The organism is Flavobacterium hungaricum, assembly GCF_015182285.1.
GTDB classification, from domain to species: Bacteria; Bacteroidota; Bacteroidia; order Flavobacteriales; family Flavobacteriaceae; genus Flavobacterium; species Flavobacterium hungaricum.
In genome coordinates, this window is record NZ_PRDM01000002.1 from 320,722 (window position 1) to 338,261 (window position 17,540).

21 protein-coding genes are annotated in these 17,540 nt (G+C 34.4%); 8 read left to right on the plus strand and 13 right to left on the minus strand.

The window, feature by feature from the left end; genetic code table 11:
• Window positions 1-81: 81 nt before the first annotated feature.
• Entirely contained in the window at window positions 82-1,260 is a 1,179-nt protein-coding gene (locus C4F50_RS09160; RefSeq protein WP_193846160.1) for an acyl-CoA dehydrogenase family protein, read from the minus strand.
• 1,680 nt (window positions 1,261-2,940) lie between these two features.
• Here C4F50_RS09160 and C4F50_RS25885 point away from each other — a divergent pair.
• On the plus strand, window positions 2,941-3,186 hold the full coding sequence (locus C4F50_RS25885; RefSeq protein WP_431357475.1) for a helix-turn-helix domain-containing protein: 246 nt from the start codon (window positions 2,941-2,943) through the stop codon (window positions 3,184-3,186).
• 16 nt (window positions 3,187-3,202) lie between these two features.
• Here C4F50_RS25885 and C4F50_RS09170 read toward each other — a convergent pair whose 3' ends face one another.
• The 5 genes from C4F50_RS09170 to C4F50_RS09190 are packed head-to-tail and all read right to left on the minus strand — an operon-like array spanning window position 3,203 to window position 4,105.
• Window positions 3,203-3,343, minus strand: coding sequence for an rSAM-modified peptide (locus tag C4F50_RS09170; protein WP_193846164.1), 141 nt, complete (start codon window positions 3,341-3,343; stop codon window positions 3,203-3,205).
• 45 nt (window positions 3,344-3,388) lie between these two features.
• Complete coding sequence (locus tag C4F50_RS09175) at window positions 3,389-3,532, minus strand: rSAM-modified peptide (protein WP_193846166.1); 144 nt, start codon at window positions 3,530-3,532, stop codon at window positions 3,389-3,391.
• A gap of 54 nt (window positions 3,533-3,586) precedes the next feature.
• Window positions 3,587-3,727 (minus strand): rSAM-modified peptide, encoded by a 141-nt coding sequence (locus C4F50_RS09180; protein ID WP_193846168.1) that lies wholly within the window; start codon window positions 3,725-3,727, stop codon window positions 3,587-3,589.
• 52 nt (window positions 3,728-3,779) lie between these two features.
• Window positions 3,780-3,923 (minus strand): hypothetical protein, encoded by a 144-nt coding sequence (locus C4F50_RS09185; RefSeq protein ID WP_193846170.1) that lies wholly within the window; start codon window positions 3,921-3,923, stop codon window positions 3,780-3,782.
• A 29-nt stretch (window positions 3,924-3,952) separates the two neighbouring features.
• A complete protein-coding gene (locus C4F50_RS09190) occupies window positions 3,953-4,105 on the minus strand; it encodes an rSAM-modified peptide (RefSeq protein ID WP_193846172.1) in 153 nt (50 codons plus the stop codon).
• Between the two features lie 733 nt (window positions 4,106-4,838).
• Here C4F50_RS09190 and C4F50_RS09195 point away from each other — a divergent pair.
• The 6 genes from C4F50_RS09195 (at window position 4,839) to C4F50_RS09215 (ending at window position 10,899) form a co-directional block, all read left to right on the plus strand.
• Window positions 4,839-6,395, plus strand: a complete 1,557-nt coding sequence (locus C4F50_RS09195) for a vitamin K epoxide reductase family protein (protein ID WP_193846174.1) — start codon at window positions 4,839-4,841, stop codon at window positions 6,393-6,395.
• A 63-nt stretch (window positions 6,396-6,458) separates the two neighbouring features.
• Complete coding sequence (locus C4F50_RS09200) at window positions 6,459-6,641, plus strand: hypothetical protein (protein WP_193846176.1); 183 nt, start codon at window positions 6,459-6,461, stop codon at window positions 6,639-6,641.
• A gap of 66 nt (window positions 6,642-6,707) precedes the next feature.
• Window positions 6,708-6,839 (plus strand): hypothetical protein, encoded by a 132-nt coding sequence (locus C4F50_RS25770; protein WP_255521122.1) that lies wholly within the window; start codon window positions 6,708-6,710, stop codon window positions 6,837-6,839.
• Between the two features lie 64 nt (window positions 6,840-6,903).
• The gene (locus C4F50_RS09205; RefSeq protein ID WP_193846178.1) at window positions 6,904-7,095 is read left to right on the plus strand and encodes a hypothetical protein; all 192 of its coding nucleotides are present in this window, start codon (window positions 6,904-6,906) and stop codon (window positions 7,093-7,095) included.
• A 319-nt stretch (window positions 7,096-7,414) separates the two neighbouring features.
• Entirely contained in the window at window positions 7,415-9,607 is a 2,193-nt protein-coding gene (locus C4F50_RS09210; protein ID WP_193846180.1) for a peptidase domain-containing ABC transporter, read from the plus strand.
• A gap of 2 nt (window positions 9,608-9,609) precedes the next feature.
• Window positions 9,610-10,899, plus strand: coding sequence for an HlyD family secretion protein (locus C4F50_RS09215; RefSeq protein WP_193846182.1), 1,290 nt, complete (start codon window positions 9,610-9,612; stop codon window positions 10,897-10,899).
• 27 nt (window positions 10,900-10,926) lie between these two features.
• On the opposite strand, the gene C4F50_RS09220 is transcribed toward C4F50_RS09215, so the two are convergent.
• The 4 genes from C4F50_RS09220 to C4F50_RS09235 all read right to left on the minus strand — a co-directional run bounded on the left by C4F50_RS09220 (window position 10,927) and on the right by C4F50_RS09235 (window position 13,105).
• Entirely contained in the window at window positions 10,927-11,634 is a 708-nt protein-coding gene (locus C4F50_RS09220) for a tRNA1(Val) (adenine(37)-N6)-methyltransferase (RefSeq protein ID WP_193846184.1), read from the minus strand.
• Between the two features lie 141 nt (window positions 11,635-11,775).
• The gene (locus C4F50_RS09225; RefSeq protein WP_193846186.1) at window positions 11,776-12,015 is read right to left on the minus strand and encodes a four helix bundle protein; all 240 of its coding nucleotides are present in this window, start codon (window positions 12,013-12,015) and stop codon (window positions 11,776-11,778) included.
• Window positions 11,999-12,523 carry a ribosome maturation factor RimM gene (rimM, locus tag C4F50_RS09230; protein WP_193846188.1) on the minus strand — a complete coding sequence of 175 codons (525 nt, stop codon included), beginning with the start codon at window positions 12,521-12,523 and terminating at the stop codon, window positions 11,999-12,001. Before rimM ends, C4F50_RS09225 begins: the two co-directional genes overlap by 17 nt.
• A gap of 18 nt (window positions 12,524-12,541) precedes the next feature.
• Window positions 12,542-13,105: a 30S ribosomal protein S16 gene (locus C4F50_RS09235; RefSeq protein WP_193846190.1), complete on the minus strand. Its 564-nt coding sequence runs from the start codon at window positions 13,103-13,105 to the stop codon at window positions 12,542-12,544.
• A 357-nt stretch (window positions 13,106-13,462) separates the two neighbouring features.
• On the opposite strand from C4F50_RS09235, the gene rbp reads away from it, so the two are divergent.
• Entirely contained in the window at window positions 13,463-13,813 is a 351-nt protein-coding gene (gene rbp, locus C4F50_RS09240) for an RNA-binding regulator (protein ID WP_193846192.1), read from the plus strand.
• Between the two features lie 111 nt (window positions 13,814-13,924).
• Here the strand turns inward: rbp and leuB are convergent, their stop codons facing one another.
• The 3 genes from leuB to leuD form a co-directional block, all read right to left on the minus strand.
• On the minus strand, window positions 13,925-14,980 hold the full coding sequence (gene leuB, locus C4F50_RS09245) for a 3-isopropylmalate dehydrogenase (RefSeq protein WP_193846194.1): 1,056 nt from the start codon (window positions 14,978-14,980) through the stop codon (window positions 13,925-13,927).
• 142 nt (window positions 14,981-15,122) lie between these two features.
• The gene (locus C4F50_RS09250) at window positions 15,123-16,643 is read right to left on the minus strand and encodes an alpha-isopropylmalate synthase regulatory domain-containing protein (protein WP_193846196.1); all 1,521 of its coding nucleotides are present in this window, start codon (window positions 16,641-16,643) and stop codon (window positions 15,123-15,125) included.
• Window positions 16,644-16,898: 255 nt separating this feature from the next.
• Window positions 16,899-17,495, minus strand: a complete 597-nt coding sequence (leuD, locus tag C4F50_RS09255) for a 3-isopropylmalate dehydratase small subunit (RefSeq protein ID WP_193846198.1) — start codon at window positions 17,493-17,495, stop codon at window positions 16,899-16,901.
• Window positions 17,496-17,540: the final 45 nt, after the last annotated feature.

Sequence of the window (17,540 nt, forward strand, 5' to 3'; positions counted from 1 at the left end):
AATTTTGGTGCAAAGATAAAAAGCTTCTCGGTTAGAAGAAGCTTTTAGTATTGATTTTGTGTATATTTTAATAATTATTTGTTATTTAAATGCTGGAATTCCAGTTACATCCAAACCAGTTATCAATAAATGAATGTCATGAGTGCCTTCATAAGTAATCACACTTTCGAGGTTCATCATATGGCGCATAATAGAGTATTCGCCGGTGATTCCCATTCCGCCAAGCATTTGTCTAGCTTCACGCGCAATGTGTATGGCCATGTCTACATTGTTGCGTTTTGCCATAGAAATTTGTGCTGTAGTAGCTTTTCCTTCGTTTCTTAAAACACCTAAACGCCAAGTTAGCAATTGTGCTTTGGTAATTTCGGTGATCATTTCGGCTAATTTTTTCTGCTGCAATTGTGTTCCTCCAATTGGTTTTCCAAACTGAATTCTTTCTTTGGCATAACGCAAAGCAGTATCGTAGCAATCCATAGCTGCACCGATTGCACCCCAGGCAATTCCGTAGCGAGCAGAATCTAAGCATCCAAGCGGAGCTCCAAGTCCAGATTTGTTTGGCAGCAGGTTTTCTTTAGGCACTTTTACGTTATCAAAAATCAATTCGCCCGTTGCAGAGGCACGCAGCGACCATTTATTATGTGTTTCTGGAGTAGAAAAACCCTCCATACCGCGTTCTACAATTAAACCATGAATTCTGCCTTCTTCATTTTTTGCCCAAACGACAGCAATATCTGCAAAAGGCGCATTAGAAATCCACATTTTTGCACCATTTAAAAGATAATGATCGCCCATATCTTTAAAATTGGTAATCATGCTTCCAGGATCAGAACCGTGATCAGGCTCTGTTAAACCAAAACAACCGATAAATTCTCCTGTTGCCAGTTTTGGCAGGTATTTCATGCGTTGTTCTTCGTTTCCGTATTTCCAAATAGGGTACATTACCAAAGAAGATTGTACAGACGAAGTAGATCTTACACCAGAATCACCGCGTTCGATTTCCTGCATGATCAAACCATATGAGATTTGGTCTAAACCTGCACCGCCGTATTCTACCGGAATATAGGGACCGAAACCGCCAATTTCGCCTAATCCTTTTATTATTTGTTTTGGGAATTCGGCTTTTTGAGCATATTCTTCTATTATTGGAGAAACTTCTCTTTTGACCCACGCACGTGCAGATTCGCGAACCAATTTGTGTTCGTCTGTTAGCAAATCGTCTAAGTTATAGTAATCTGGCGATTGAAATAAGTCTGGTTTCATGTTTATAGTTTTTAAGAAAACAAATTTACTGAATAAAAATATAACAAATCAAAGCTTATTTGTTATATTTTTATATCGTAAAAATAAAATTATTAGGGAATTGGCAAATTATTTGTAGTTTATTGATAATTTATGAACTATTTTTGAATTCCAAAAACACACTAAATGAGGCTGATCATCTCTTTTACATTTTTACTATTGTTTTATACCACCGCTGCTCAACCCAAAAAAGAGTTTACAGAACAGGAGTTTATAGCAATACAAAGTAAAATTCGATTCAGTATTAACGGAGATTTTGACGAGGGACTCAAATATGTCCGTCAATTACAGCAGTCTAAAAATCCAGAACACCAGGCTTTTGCTTATGGTGCCGCCTCTTATTTGTATCAATTAAAAAACAATAAAGCCAAATCTGAAGAGTTGTACCCAATTGCATTGCAATATTGGGAAAAAATGCCAGAATCGGATCAAAAAATTAAACTAAGGTCTTATCTGTATAATTATCGGGGACTGGCAGAATGGAAAAGAAGAAATTTTAGTAAAGCCTTAACCAATTATCAGGAAGGAATTCGGTTGTCGACTAAGATTAACGATATCATTCAAATTGTAAAGTTTAAAAGCAACATTGCATTAGTCAATGAACAAGTTGGAAATTACGAGCTTTCGATCAAATACCTCAGACAGAACAATGATTTTCTGGATAAAAACGAAAATTTATACGACAGAGATCAGTTTCAAAACAGTAAGAGCAACATAAATAATAACTTAGGAAACTCTTACGAAGCTTATTATATGAAAAATCGAAAGCGGAGCGATTTGTTAGATTCTGCTGAATATTTTTACAAAAAATCAATTACCTATTCTCAAAATTTTATTGATAATAAAATGAATGCCAAGCTTAGTCTGGGCAATATTTATTTGGTTAAAAAAGATTTTGCAAATGCCGAAAAGATCTATTACGATATTGCAATTTATGCCAAGCAGACTAATAATGAAATTTATTTTCAGATAGCCAGTTATAATTTAGGAGACCTTTATTATGATCAAAAAAAATACGATAAAGCCCTTATTTTCTTAAAAAAGGTAGACTCTGTACTGGCTAAGAACAAAACAATTGATAACAGCTATTTTAGATCTAATTTTATTCAGGCTAAAATTTACAGCATTAAAAACGAACCTGAATTAGCCTATAAACATTCCAAGTTATACCTGGATTCTTATGAGAATTACGAAGGTGATCTTAGAGACGAAGCGCTTGAAGTTAATTATCAATTAGGAACTGCAAATCTTAGTGAAGAGATGATTAGCGTTCGGGAAAAATACAAATACGAAGTATTTTGGAATAAGGCGTTAAAGATATTTTATGTGATTCTTGTTATCGGAATTGTGTTTTTCTTGATCAAAAATATCAGGGACAAAAACAAAGCCCACAAGAAAATGAATGCTTTGATCGAAGAGTTTAAAGCCAACTTAGAGAAAAAAGAAATCGAAAAAGAACAAGTACAAATACCAGAAGAAATTATAGTTCCTGAACTCGAAGAAGTACAGCTTAAAAAGGAAAATGCTAATTTAAGTATTGACGAAGCTAAAGAAGATAAGATTGTAGAAAAATTACTGGCACTTGAAGAAAAATTAGAATACTTAAATGCCGATTTTACTTTACCGTACGCGGCAAAAAAAATCAAAACCAATACCACTTATTTATCTTATGTAGTTAACAAACGTTTTGGTAAATCTTTTGGTGAATATACCAATGAGTTGAAAATTAATTATGTAATTAATCAAATGATAACCAATCATTTGTATCGAAAATATTCTACTCAGGCTATTGCAGAAAGTGTTGGGTTTAAAAATGCGGTTTCATTTGCGAAATCATTTCGCAAAAGGACTGGAGTATCTCCAGCCCAGTTTGCGAGTAATATTTAAGTTTCAAGTTTTTGTATTAACCATTTCCACTGCCTCCGCCGCCGTTTTTAGGATCAACAGGAGGGGTTTCTCCATCACCGCCTCTTACAGCTTTTTGCTGTTCTTTCGTCATTTGCTGAGATTCGAAATCACTGAATTTAATATCTGAATTTTTCATTTTGTAGGTTTTTATATTTAGTAAATGTTTTTTATGAATTGAAAATTATTTTCCGTTTCCACTGCCTCCGCCGCCATTTTTAGGATCAACCGGAGGGGTTTCACCGTCACCGCCTCTTACTGTTTTTTGTTGTTCTTTTGTAAGCTGCTCTAATTGGAAATCGCTGAATTTTAAATTTGTATTTTTCATTTTGTAGGTTTTTTATATGTATTTAAATTTTATTATTCTTAAGACTTAAAGAGATTAACCATTTCCACTGCCTCCGCCTCCATTTTTAGGATCAACCGGAGGGGTTTCACCATCACCGCCTCTTACTGTTTTTTGCTGTTCTTTTGTAAGCTGCTCTAATTGAAAATCGCTGAATTTTAAATTTCTATTTTTCATTTGGTAGTTTTTAAATTGAGTTATTAGGTTTTATTCTTTTTATAAATTGAAATTATTTTCCATTACCACTTCCGCCGCCGCCGTTTTTAGGATCAACTGGAGGAGTTTCTCCATCACCGCCTCTTACTGCTTTTTGTTGTTCTTTTGTAATTTGCTCTAATTCGAAATCACTGCATCTTAAATTTGTGTTTTTCATTTTGATAGGATTTTATATTTATTGTGTTATTATTTTTTGACTATATAATTAACAGTGTTGCCGCTTCCGCCGCCGCCATTTTTAGGATCTGTATCGCCGTCACCGCCTCTTACTGCTTTTTGTTGTTCTTTTGTAAGCTGCTCTAGTTCGAAATCGTTGAATTTTAATTTTGTGCTTTTCATCTTTTTAATTTTTAATTGAGATTGGATGGTATTTTATAATCTTTCCGTCAAGAGTGATGTAATTTTTGAGCAGATTTTTCTGCTTTAACAAAAAACCTGCAATAAAAATTCTGCTTCTAGACGTGAAGTTTTTTTTGATTTTTGTATCGTTAAAATTTAGTTGTAAGACTAAATAATTAGTAGTCAAATAGACTTTGCAGGTTAGTTTTTCTATTTTTTGGGGTAGATAGAAAAAGGTAAAAGTTATTTTCTACGCGCTGAATATTCCTTTTTAAAAGGCGGGTAATTTTAAAAAACAGATGTTTTTACAGTTTAAAATTGTTCTTTTTTTTAATCTCAATCTGCATTTTTCAGGTGTTTTTTTAGAGTGTTTTTAGACTCTTTTTTTGAGCTTAAAAGTCACTTTTTAGAACTCATTTTTGGACTATTTTTTATATCAAAATCTTGTGTTTTGGAATGCCTCTTTTTCATGTTTTTTGATTTTACGATTATTACTTGTTCAAAACTAGATAAAAAGGAAAACCGTTAATCGAAATTACACTTTTACAGCTTTTTACCAAAAAATAATCAGTGCAATCCTTTGTAAATCAAAAGATTGTGTAGCTTACTATTGTAGGTATAATTTATAAATTGTATGTGGTATAATTAATAAAATGTATGTGTTCATGCATTTTTTATCAATAAAAACTCCAATATTTGCATTGTAATTATGATTTTAAAACGATCGAAAACGATGCTGAAACTTGTCCAAAAATTTCTTCAAATAAATAAGTACTCGGAGATAAAAAATGAGTTCAAGGATCTTTTTCTTTCTCATCCAAATTACCCAAGCTTATTTGCTATTACAGATTCATTCGATTTGCTTTCTGTAGAGAATGCTGCAGTTCGAGTTTCGAAAGAACAGATAGTGGATCTGCCGTCTAATTTTTTGGCTTATTTTAAAGAAGAGCTGATCTTGGTAGAAAAGGCTAAAAATTTTGTCCGCATTAATACTTCTAAAAAAGGAAATGTAAAAATGTCGTACGAAAAGTTTCTTTTGGATTGGAATGGAGTTATTGTCGCGATCGAACCTAATAATGTGGTTGCCCGTGACAATTTAAAAGCAGAATACAGCTGGCTGAAATATTTTCTGCCAATGGTTTTAGTAACCGGTTTGTCATTTTTCTATAATGATTATGATGCATTCGGAATTACATTTTTAGTAACATCAATAATCGGCTTAATAGTAAGCGTGTTTATTGTTCAAGAAAAATGGGGCGTAAAAAATACCGTAATATCTAAGTTTTGTAATTTAAGTTCTAACTCTTCTTGTCATTCTGTAATTAGTTTTAACGATGATGTTGAAAACAGATGGGTAAACTTTTCAGATTTACCGCTGCTTTTTTTTAGTGCCAGTATCATTGCAATTTTGATACAGCCCTTAAATTCTGCGGTATTTGTTGGATTTTTAAGTTTATTGTCGATCCCAATAATTGTATGTTCTATTTGGATTCAGAAATTCGAAATACAAAAATGGTGCGTAATGTGTCTTGTAGTTTCTTTTTTGATCTTAACACAAAGCATTATTTGGTTTTCGTCAGACATGTTTACACTAGACTTTAGTTTAAGAACCATATTTCCTTATGTATTCTCATTATTGCTTTTGATCCCGATTTGGGCAGTAGTAAAAGGAATGATTAAAAACATGCTGGATAACGAAAGTTCATTGAAAGAATTAAAGAAATTTAAAAGAAACTATTCCTTGTTAGACTTTTTATCAAAAAAAATAAGTCATGCAAAAGGATTAGACGACTTGAAAGGTTTGAGTTTTGGTAAAAAAAATGCAGTTGTTAAACTTTCTGTCGTATTAAGTCCAAGCTGTGGTCATTGTTACAAAACGTTTCAAGAAGCTTTTGAGCTGGTGCTGCGTTTTCCGGATAAAATATATTTAAATGTTTTATTTAATATAAACCCAGAGAATAACGATAATCCGTACAAAGCTGTTGTAGAAAGACTTTTAACAATAAATCGATCTACTCCCGGCAAAACGGTAGAAGCAATTTCTGATTGGTATATTAAAAAAATGGGATTAAAAAAATGGTTAAAAAAATGGCATGTTGACTCTGTTAGTATGTTGATAAGCCAGGAGATCCAGAAACAATACGAATGGTGTTCTAAGAATAATTTTAATTACACACCAGTTAAAATTGTTAATGAAAGACTGTTTCCTAATGAATATGAATTAAATGAGCTTAAATATTTCTTGAATGATTATGCTGAGGAAATTCATGTATTAGAGCAGACAGCTTAAAAGGCATAAACAGATGTTTTGACTGTTTGAAAAATAGAAACAAAACCCCAAAAACCTGCGATTATGTTAAAGAGTATTTTGAAATTGAAAGGAGCAGTAGAATTGACTGCAAATGAGAAAAAAACATTAATTGATGGAAGTTCGTCAGTTTGTGAAGAAGGATTTAAAACTAAAAGATGCACAGAATTTGGATCGGTTCCTGCTTATTGGAGCTGTATGCCAAATAACCACTTCGGAAGTTGTTAAATAAAGAAAACTAAGTTTCGAGTGCGGCCCGAGAAGTGTTTTTAATAATAAAAAAAATTATTAGACATGTTAGAAAAAATTCTTAGAGGTAAAGACACAATAAAGCTTACAAAAGCAGAGCAGAAAAATATAGTAGGAGGTGATTATCCAGAGTTTAATTGTGATAAAGCTGTAACTGATAAATATTATGCTTGTTAATTTAGATTATTAAAATAGTAAAAAGCGAAAATACGCCGCTGCTGTTTAAAAATAGGTGTTAAATATGTTGAAGAAAATCTTAAACCTGGAAAATGCTCAGAGCATCAGTAAAATGGAGCAGAAAACGATAAAAGGAGGCATTCCAGAATGTTGGATTTATGCGCTAGAAGCAGGATGCATTTTGATACCGCCAGGCGGAACTTGTCCGATAAATACTAGTCCGGGTATTTGTGATTCAGGTCGTCTTTGTTGTTAATTTTTAACTTTTTTTAAGTAATACGATATAGCCTTATTTAGAATTTAGTCATGTTTTTTTTGAATGTATAGGCGCTCGATCGTGGAACATTGAGCAAATTCTCAACATTGATGATTGGTGTTGGGATTCTTAGGAGTTGGCAGCTGTGTTAATTTTTATTTGGTTAGGATTAACCAGTGCCATGTCCTAAAGAAATTGTATTACTAGCAATATTGTTTTTAAATACTTGACAGAGAAGATTTATATCTTCTCTGTTTTTTTTAATGTTTTAACAAGACTTTTTATTCTTAAATTGCTCTAGAATAAATCAAAAAATCAATTGAAAAAATTCATTCATTATAAACAGGCTGATCATAAGGACTGCGGCCCTACTTGTTTAAAAATTGTTGCCAAGCATTACGGTAAAACGATCAATATACAGGATTTGAGAGACATTAGCGAAACTACTCGCGAAGGGAGTAATTTGCTTTTTCTGAGTAATGCGGCCGAAAAAATTGGTTTTAGAACACTGGGTGTAAAATTAAGTGTAGAAAGACTAAAAGAAGCACCACTACCATGTATATTGCATTGGAACAAAGATCACTATGTAGTTCTTTACCAAATCAAAAAAGATACTTTTTATATCTCTGATCCTGCTTTTGGATTGATTGAATATAATAAGAAGGAATTTATTAAATTTTGGATCGGAAACAATGCGGACGATTCAACTCAAGAAGGTATTGCACTTCTAATAGAAGCATCGCCAAAGTTTTTTCAATCCGATTTTGAGCGGGAAGAAAACAGCGGTATGGGATTCCGTTTTTTATCCCAGTATGTTCTGCGGTACAAATCGTTTCTTATTCAGCTTGGCATTAGTTTGTTTGCGTCGAGTTTGCTGCAGCTTATTTTTCCTTTTTTGACTCAAAGTATTGTCGATATTGGAATTCAGAATCAAAATTTAAATTTTATTTATCTTATACTTTTTGCAATGTTATTTGTCTTTGCAGGAAGAACGGGCTTAGAATTAATTAGAAGTTGGATTTTACTGCATCTTTCTACCCGAATCAATATATCGCTGATTTCAGATTTCTTTATTAAATTGATGAATCTTCCGATTTCGTTTTTTGATGTCCGCATGACGGGAGATATTATGCAGCGCATCAACGATCATCGCCGAATCGAAAAAATCCTTACAACTTCTTCTCTTAATGTCTTATTTTCTGTCATCAATGTTTTTGTGATGGGCGGTGTTCTGGCTTATTTTAACCTGCAGTTATTTTTGGTGTTTTTTGCCGGAAGTGTATTCTATTTTGGCTGGATTACATTATTTTTAAAAAGAAGGGAAGTTCTGGATTATAAGCGTTTTGCAGAGGTTTCGAATGAGCAGAGCAAGGTAATGGAGCTTATCAACGGAATGCAGGAAATAAAACTGCACAATGCAGAGAAACAAAAACGCTGGGGCTGGGAATACATTCAGGCACGATTATTTAGAGTTTCGATAAAAGGTTTAATTTTAGAACAGACGCAGACTATTGGTTCTTCTGTAATTAACGAATTAAAAAATATTTTCATCATTTTTCTGTCTGCCAAGCTTGTAATAGACGGTTCTATTTCGTTGGGTACCATGCTTGCGATTAGTTCGATTGTAGGGAGTTTAAATGGGCCTATTACCCAGCTTATTGAGTTTGTACGCGAATTACAGGATGCTAAAATTTCGTTAGCGCGATTATCAGAAATTCACGATAAAGAAGACGAAACACAGCAGGAATCCAATCAAACAAATGATATACCGCATGATTCAGATATTGAAATTAAAAATCTCTCTTATCGTTATTTAGGATCTGATATTCCGGTCTTAGAAGATTTAAGTCTAGTAATTCCAGCTAATAAAGTGACCGCTATTGTTGGGGTAAGCGGCAGCGGTAAAACGACTCTGATGAAGCTGCTGCTTAAGTTTTACGAGCCAGAAACAGGAGAAATTACAATTGGTAACGCACAGCTCAAAAACATTTCGCAGCGGGCTTGGCGTTCGACAATTGGGGCGGTTATGCAGGAAGGCTTTATTTTTAGCGACACTATTGCTAATAATATTGCTTTTGGAGCCGAAAAGATCGATAAAGAACGATTGGTTTATGCGTCAGATGTTGCCAATATAAAAGAATACATCAGCGGTCTTCCGTTGGGATTTAACACCAAAATCGGTGCAGAAGGTTTAGGGATGAGTACCGGGCAAAAACAGCGTTTATTAATCGCAAGAGCCATTTACAAAAATCCTGAAATTATATTTTTTGATGAAGCAACATCAGCATTAGATGCGAACAATGAAAAAGAAATTATGCAGAAACTGGATATTTTCTTTAAAAACAAAACCGTTGTTGTTATTGCGCATCGCTTAAGTACGGTCATGAACGCCGATCAGATTGTGGTTCTGGATAAAGGTAAAATTATTGAAATCGGGAATCACTCTGCTTTAGTGCAGCAAAAAGGAAATTATTTTGAACTGGTTAGAAATCAATTACAATTAGGAAATTAATAATGGAAGACGAAACATTCGAATTAAGAAGCGAAGAAGTACAAGATATTTTAACCAAAGTACCGCATTGGATGATACGATGGGGCACGGTTCTAATATTTGGTATTATTGTGATGCTGTTTTTTGTTTCTTGGTTTATAAAATACCCAGACGTAGTTAGAACCGAAATTGTAATTACAACGAATATTCCGCCAGAAAAAATTGTAGCGAAGACTTCAGGCCGTATTGAGGCTGTTTTGGTAAAAGACAAGACATTGGTTGGTAAAAACAGCGTATTGGCTGTTATAGAAAATACAGCAGACTTTAGAGATGTTTTTTTACTAAAAAGTATAATCGACAAATACAATATTAATGATACTAAAAAAGATTTTCCGTTTGCGCTGCTTAAAAACAAACAGTTGGGCGAAATAGAAAGTGCTTTTGCTGTTTTTCAAAAAGACTATCAGGCACAGGAATTAAATCAGGACCTGCATCCATATGAAATAGAGAGCAGAGCACAGAGTTTTGAAAAAGTGCAGCTAAAAGAAAGATTAGAAATTCTGCAGCAGCAAAAGATCTTAAATGAAAGCGAGCTTGAACTGCAAAAAAATGAAATTTCTCGTTTTGAAACTTTATTCAATAAAGGTATTATTTCTGCTCAGGAAATGGAAATCAAAAAGCTAGGCTATCTACAGGCTCAAAAGAGCTATAAAAACCTTTTAACATCGATTTCGCAATTAAAGTCCTCTTTAATCGATAATACAAAATCAAGTCAGAGTTCGCAGGTAAACAGTACCAAAGAAGAAGTAAATCTTGGCAGAAGCGTTGCACAATCTTTTTATCAGCTCAAAAAGGTAATAAAAGACTGGGAGCTGGCTTATGCACTTAAATCGTCTGTGAGCGGTGTAGTGACCTTTTTGCAGGTTTGGACAGAAAGCCAGACTATAAATGCAGGAGATAATGTTTTTTCGATCGTGCCAGATGCTAAAAACAGCTTTATTGGAAAAGTGAAGGCGCCAGCCCTGAATTCAGGAAAAATTAAAGTAGGACAGACCGTAAATATCCGATTGGCCAATTTTCCAGATAGAGAGTTTGGTGTATTAAAGGGAAAAATTAAAAATATTTCGCTTGTGCCGGATAAAGACGGAAATCTTCTTCTGGATGTTGCACTTCCGAACGGATTGGAAACGTCCTATCACAAACAAATTGTTTTTCAGCAGGAAATGAAAGGAAGTGCAGAAATCGTGACCGAAGATCTGCGTTTGCTGGAAAGAATTTTATACCAATTTAAAAGTCTTTTTGAGCAGGCTTAAAGAATTCAAATCCTGACAGAGATTTTTTTACATTTTCAAATAAAAATCTTTTGTCAGCTCAATATATTCGGGAGTATAAACATGCCTGTCTATTTCTACAGTTATTTCGTCTATTTCGATTTCACTGCTTTCATTTCGGCTAAAAGCTAGTAAACTACGCTTCACCGGTGTTGTTGGAGTTCCTTTTACACGTGTAATTTTTAACGGATACAATTCGGATTCTTTGGCTAAAGCAATAAATTTTTGTTCTTCTTTAAAAGGAATTATTAGAGCAAAAATTCCGTTTTCAGAAAGCAGTAAATCTGCGGCTTCCACCAATTCTTCAAAAGGCATTGCGTCTTGAAAACGTGCTAAATCTCGTTTTTCATTTTCAGTCTTATAATCTTCAGCATAAAAAGGCGGATTCGAAACAATCAAATCATATTCGTCTTCTGGTTCCTCTATAAATTCATCTAAACCAGCGTGGAAACAAAATAAACGATCTCCCCAAGGCGAATTTTCAAAATTTTCAACCGCTTGCTCGTATGCATCTTCATCAATTTCAAGCGCATCAATTTGTTCGGCTGCAGAACGCTGCGCGATCATTAAAGCAATAATTCCTGTTCCTGCGCCAATATCTAAAACACTATAAGGATTATGAGAAATAGGAGCCCAAGAACCGAGTAAAACGCCGTCGGTACCGACTTTCATAGCGGTTTTATCTTGTTTTACAGAAAATTGCTTGAATGAAAACATAATAAGAAATTTCAATTTTTTAAATTCCAAATTCCAATTCTGAAAAGGAAAAAATCAATAAAGAAATTCCAAATTCCAATTGCTAAAGGAAGTGAGTTTGTGTGATTTGAAATGCAAAAATAAGATTAAAATCTCAATTTATTATTTTGATGTTTTGGTAATTATTGCAGATAGAATTTTTCTTAATTCTTCTACTTCAAATAATAGAGAATCAGAAATTATTCTTTGCTCGGGGTTTAATTCATGTAATAGTGGCAGCCAGAACTTAGATTCTTTAGCTTCTTTTCGAGAGATTTTAAGCCTGAATAACAAATCTTTATCCCCAAGTTTTTCATTTGCTTCAATATAATTTGAAGCTCTAAACTTACAAATACATTTCAACCAGCCCTACCGGCAGATCCATAATGACCTTTTTGTTCTCACGATCAATTTTTACAAGGAAATGATCGATCATCGGAATTAAGATTTCAACTTCACCGTTCAAAACTTCAAAAAGAGGCTGTGCAGTTGAATCATTGATAGAAGTGATTTTTCCGAAAACACCCAAACGTTTGTCTTCAATTTCAAAACCAATAACTTCGTGAAAATAAAATTTGTTACCAGTAAGTTTTGGTAACATTGATAACGGAAGGTAAATTCCATTTCCAAGAATTGCATCTGCATCTTCTTCAGAATTTACATCTTCAAAACGTACTCTTAGAAAGTCGTTTTTGTGCATTGAACTTGATACAATAAAAAAAGGAACCAAGTGTTTGCTGCATTCAACAAACACTGATTCCAGATTTTCGTATAACTCAGGTTCATCTGTATCTAGGTAGATCAAGACTTCACCTTTGAAACTAAATTTTTTAGCGATTTTACCTAAATAAAAACATTCTTCTTTACGCATTCTCGCTAAGTAAAATTATTATGCTTCAGTTGTTTCGTTATTCTCTTCAGCAGCAGGAGCTTCTTCAGTTGCTTCAGCAACTTCCTCAGCAGCCTCTTCTGTTGCAGAAGCAGCAGCGATAGCGTCAGCTTCAGCTTGTGCAGCAGCAGCTAAACGTTTTGCATTAACTTCTTGTTCTGCTTTTAAAGCTTTCGCTTTAGCATCAGCTTGTGCTTTAGATAAACCATCTTTTTTAGCATCAACTTTTCCAGCTTTAGACTCTAACCAAGCTGCTAATTTAGCATCTGCCTGCTCTTGAGTTAAAGCTCCTTTGCGGATACCTCCATCAAGGTGGTGTTTCAATAAAGCACCTTTGTAAGAAAGGATAGCTCTTGCAGTATCAGTTGGCTGTGCACCATTGTGTAACCATTTAACTGCGCTGTCAAGGTTTAACTCAACAGTTGCTGGGTTAGTGTTTGGATTGTAAGTACCGATTTTCTCTAAGTATTTACCATCTCTTTTTGAGCGTGCATCTGCAGCTACTACCCAGTAAAAAGGTTTTCCTTTTTTACCGTGTCTTTGTAATCTAATTTTTACTGACATAATCGTATGATTAAATTTTGAGGTACTCGACCTCGATTAATTAAGGGCGCAAAGATATAATTTTTTTCTGAATTCTACATGCAAATTATTAATAATTGATTTCAGTTGTATTTTAGCTAAAGATAACATTATTAGTAAGTTAGTTTGTTTTTGTTTTTTGAAGGAGAAATACTTTATAGACATACTTCAAGATGGACAACTTAAAGACAAAAAATAGGAGCAGCGATCGGTTTTAATTTACACTTCTTAAGTGTTTAAATTACTAAAGCAAATGCCAATAAAAACATAAATAAACTTGTATATAGTAGATTAGAAAAAAATAAGACTACATTTGTCAAGTATTATAAATAAATATCTATGAATATTTTTGTTGGAAGCCTTCCATTCAGTATTGAGGAAGCAGATTTAAGAGAGTCTTTTGAGGCTTATGGAGCAGTTGACTCTGTTAAAATTATTACTGATAAATTTACTGGAAGAAGTAAAGGCTTTGGTTTTGTTGAAATGCCTAATGATAGTGAAGCTCAAAAAGCTATTGATGAATTGAACGGAGCAGTAGTTTCAGGACGTACAATTGTTGTAAACAAATCTGAGCCTAAACCAGAAGGCGAAAGAAGAAGTTTTAGCAACAACAACCGCGGCGGAAACAACAATCGTGGTGGTTACGGAAACAGCCGTGGCGGAGATCGCGGAAACAGAGGAGATTACTAAAAGTTTTTTTCTAAAATATAAAAGGGATCAATGTAAATTGATCCCTTTTTTTGTTTCAAGTTTCAAGCTTTAAGTTCCAAAAACCTGAAACCCGAAACAAAAATTAACTAATTATACATTCGCAGCCAGCCAGTCACCAACTTCTTTAGTGCCGTATGCTTTGCCTCCATCGGCTAGATCTTCAGTAACTACTCCAGCTTCTAAAGCCTTGTTTACAGCATCTCTCATTGCTTTTCCTTCTTCCATCAATCCGAAGTTTTCGAACATCATGGCAGCAGATAAAACAGTAGCCATTGGGTTAGCAATATTTAATCCAGTAGCTTGTGGGTAAGAACCGTGAATAGGTTCAAACAAAGACACTTCAGCTCCCATAGACGCAGAAGGCATTAATCCCATTGAGCCAGAAATTACAGAAGCTTCATCTGTTAAAATGTCTCCAAATAAGTTTTCAGTAATCAATACATCATAAGAGTTTGGCCATTGAACCAAACGCATAGCAACTGCATCAACAAATTCGTAACTTACTTCAACTTCTGGATAGTCTTTTTCCATTGCCTGAACAGTTTCTCTCCATAAACGTGAAGTTTCTAGAACATTTGCTTTGTCAACACAACATAATTTTTTAGAACGGGTCATCGCTAATTCGAAACCTTTTTTAGCCAAACGCTGTACTTCTGCTCTTGTATAAACGCAGTTGTCAAAAGCAGTATCTCCGTTGTCTTTTCTTCCTTTTTCACCAAAGTAAATTCCGCCCGTTAATTCTCGTAAGAAAACCAAATCAGTTCCTTCAATTCTTTCTCTTTTTAACGGAGATTTATCTAATAAAGAAGGGAATGTAAAAGTCGGTCTTACGTTTGCGAAAAGACCTAATGCTTTACGCATTTTTAACAAACCTTGTTCTGGTCTTACTGGTGCAGAAGGATCATTATCATATTTAGGGTGGCCGATCGCTCCAAAAAGAACGGCATCAGCATTTTTACAAACTTCGTGTGTTGCATCTGGATAAGGTTCGCCTACTGCATCAATTGCAGCAGCGCCAGTTAAAGCTGGTTTCCAAGTAATTTCATGTCCAAATTTTTGTGCAATAGCATCCGATACTTTTACTGCTTGTTCAATTACTTCAGGTCCGATTCCGTCACCGGCTAAAAGGGCTATGTTTAATTTCATTATTTATTTTTTAAAAGGTTCTAAGGTTCTGAGTTGCTAAGGTTCTAAGCTTTTCCTTAGCGTTTATTATTTTAAGGTTCAAAGTTTAAAGGAAGAGTGTAAAACTTTGTCCCTTTGTCTCTCTGAACCTTTGCAACTTATATTAAGTAACTATATTCAACATTTTCTGCGTTGCAATAATCGCTGCAACAGTTTGATCAGAATCTAAACCGCGGGTTTTAAATTCTTTTCCGTTATTTACCCAGGTAATAATCGTTTCGCATAAAGCGTCAGAACTACTTCCTGGCGGGATTCTTACTGCGTAATCAATTAATTTTGGCAGTGTTAATTTCTTTTGTTTGTAAATTTTAGACAAGGCATTCATGAAAGCATCAAATTGACCGTCTCCTTGTGCATTTTCTTCTATTATTTCTCCGTTTAAATTTAAAGACAAAGTGGTAGATGGACGCATTCCTTTAGAATGAACCAGCATATACGAATCTATTGTGATTTTGTCCTGATAGGTATGACTGTCCAAAACATCAGAAATGATATAAGGTAAATCTTCCTTAGTTACAGTTTCTTTTTTGTCTCCCAATTCGATGATTCTTTGGGTAACCAATTTCAAATCCTCATTGTTTAATTTTAAACCTAATTCCTGAAGATTTTTTTCGATATTGGCTTTGCCCGAAGTTTTTCCAAGCGCATATTTTCTTTTTCTTCCAAAACGTTCTGGAAGAAGGTCATTAAAATATAAATTGTTTTTGTTGTCACCGTCAGCGTGGATTCCGGCAGTTTGTGTAAAAACATTATCACCCACAATAGGCTTGTTGGCAGGAATTCGGTAACCCGTAAAAGTCTCAACCAATTTGCTTACAGAATACAAAGAAGTTTCTTTGATGTTGATTGTAAAGTCCGGCATAAAATCATTTATAACCGCAACGGTACTTTCAAGAGGTGCGTTTCCGGCACGTTCTCCCATTCCGTTTACCGTAACGTGAAGCCCGTTTATTCCGCCTTTTATGGCTTCCATAACATTGGCAACACTAAGATCGTAATCGTTGTGTGCGTGGAAATCAAAATGGGTATTAGGGTATTTGGCGGTAATTTTCGAAATAAATTCAAAAGCTTCAGACGGAATCAATACGCCCAATGTGTCTGGAAGTAATATTCGTTTGACAGGCTGCTGGGTCAGGAAATCTAAATATTGAAAAACATAATCAGGAGAATTTCGCATTCCGTTGCTCCAGTCTTCCAGGTAAACATTCGTTTCAATATTATTTTCTTTAGCAGATGCTATTGCCTGAGCAATTTCGGAAAAGTGCTGTTCTGGTGTTTTTTTTAATTGATGCGTCAGATGATTTAGAGAACCTTTGGTCAGTAGATTTTGAACTTTGGCACCCGATTTTTTCATCCATTCTATAGAAAGACCGCCGTCAACAAAAGTCAAAACTTCGATTCTGTTTGTATATCCTTTTTCTTCGGCCCAGGACATAATACCTTTTACGCCTTGAAATTCGCCTTCGCTTACACGGGCGGAAGCAATTTCGATTCTATCAATATTTAATTCCTCCAACAATAATTGCGCAATGGTTAGTTTTTCTGCAGCAGAAAATGATACTCCCGAGGTTTGTTCACCATCACGGAGCGTCGTATCCATTATTTCAATTTTTCTTTTTTCCATATTGATAATCTAATTTCTAATGGGCTGGATCGTATTGCTATCCATATTTTAATTTTGACGCTGATTTTACGGATTCTCTTTGCGAAGAAGCAGATTATTACGGATTTTACTTTAGTTAAAATAAAATCAGTTTTTATCCGCGTTCTGGCGACAGCAAATCTGTTTTATCAGCGTTCTGTGTTTTCTAATTTAATTTAGAAAGACCCGACTGGTTTTTGAAACCTGTCGGGTCTAAATAGATCGAACAAGATTTTTTTAGTAAGGAAGTTTATCGGCGAAAGCCTGAATATCTCCTTTAATATTTTGTAAATAATCAATATCATCAAAACCGTTGATCATATTGTTCTTTTTGTATCCATTAATAGCAAAAGATTCTTGCTGGCCGGTAGCCAATAAAGTAATCGTTTGGTTTGGAAGATTAATTTCTAATTCTGTTTTAGGATCAGCTTCAATAGCTTTGAAGATTGTTTCAGCAAATTCTGGGCTTACCTGAACTGGTAGAACACCAATATTCAAGCAGTTTCCTTTGAAGATGTCAGCAAAGAAACTTGAAACTACAGCGCGGAATCCGTAATCGTAAACTGCCCATGCAGCGTGTTCTCTAGAAGATCCTGATCCGAAGTTTTTTCCTCCAACAAGGATTTTTCCGCTGTAAGTTGGGTTGTTTAAAACAAAATCTGCTTTTGGAGTGTCGTCTCCATTATATCTCCAGTCTCTAAAAAGATTGTCTCCAAAACCTTCACGTTTTGTAGCTTTTAAGAAACGAGCTGGAATAATTTGATCGGTATCTACGTTCTCAATCGGCAATGGTACTGCACTGCTGGTAAGTATATTAAATTTATCGTATGCCATTTTTTGGAATTTTAGATTTTAGATTTTAGATTTTAGATTTTTTTG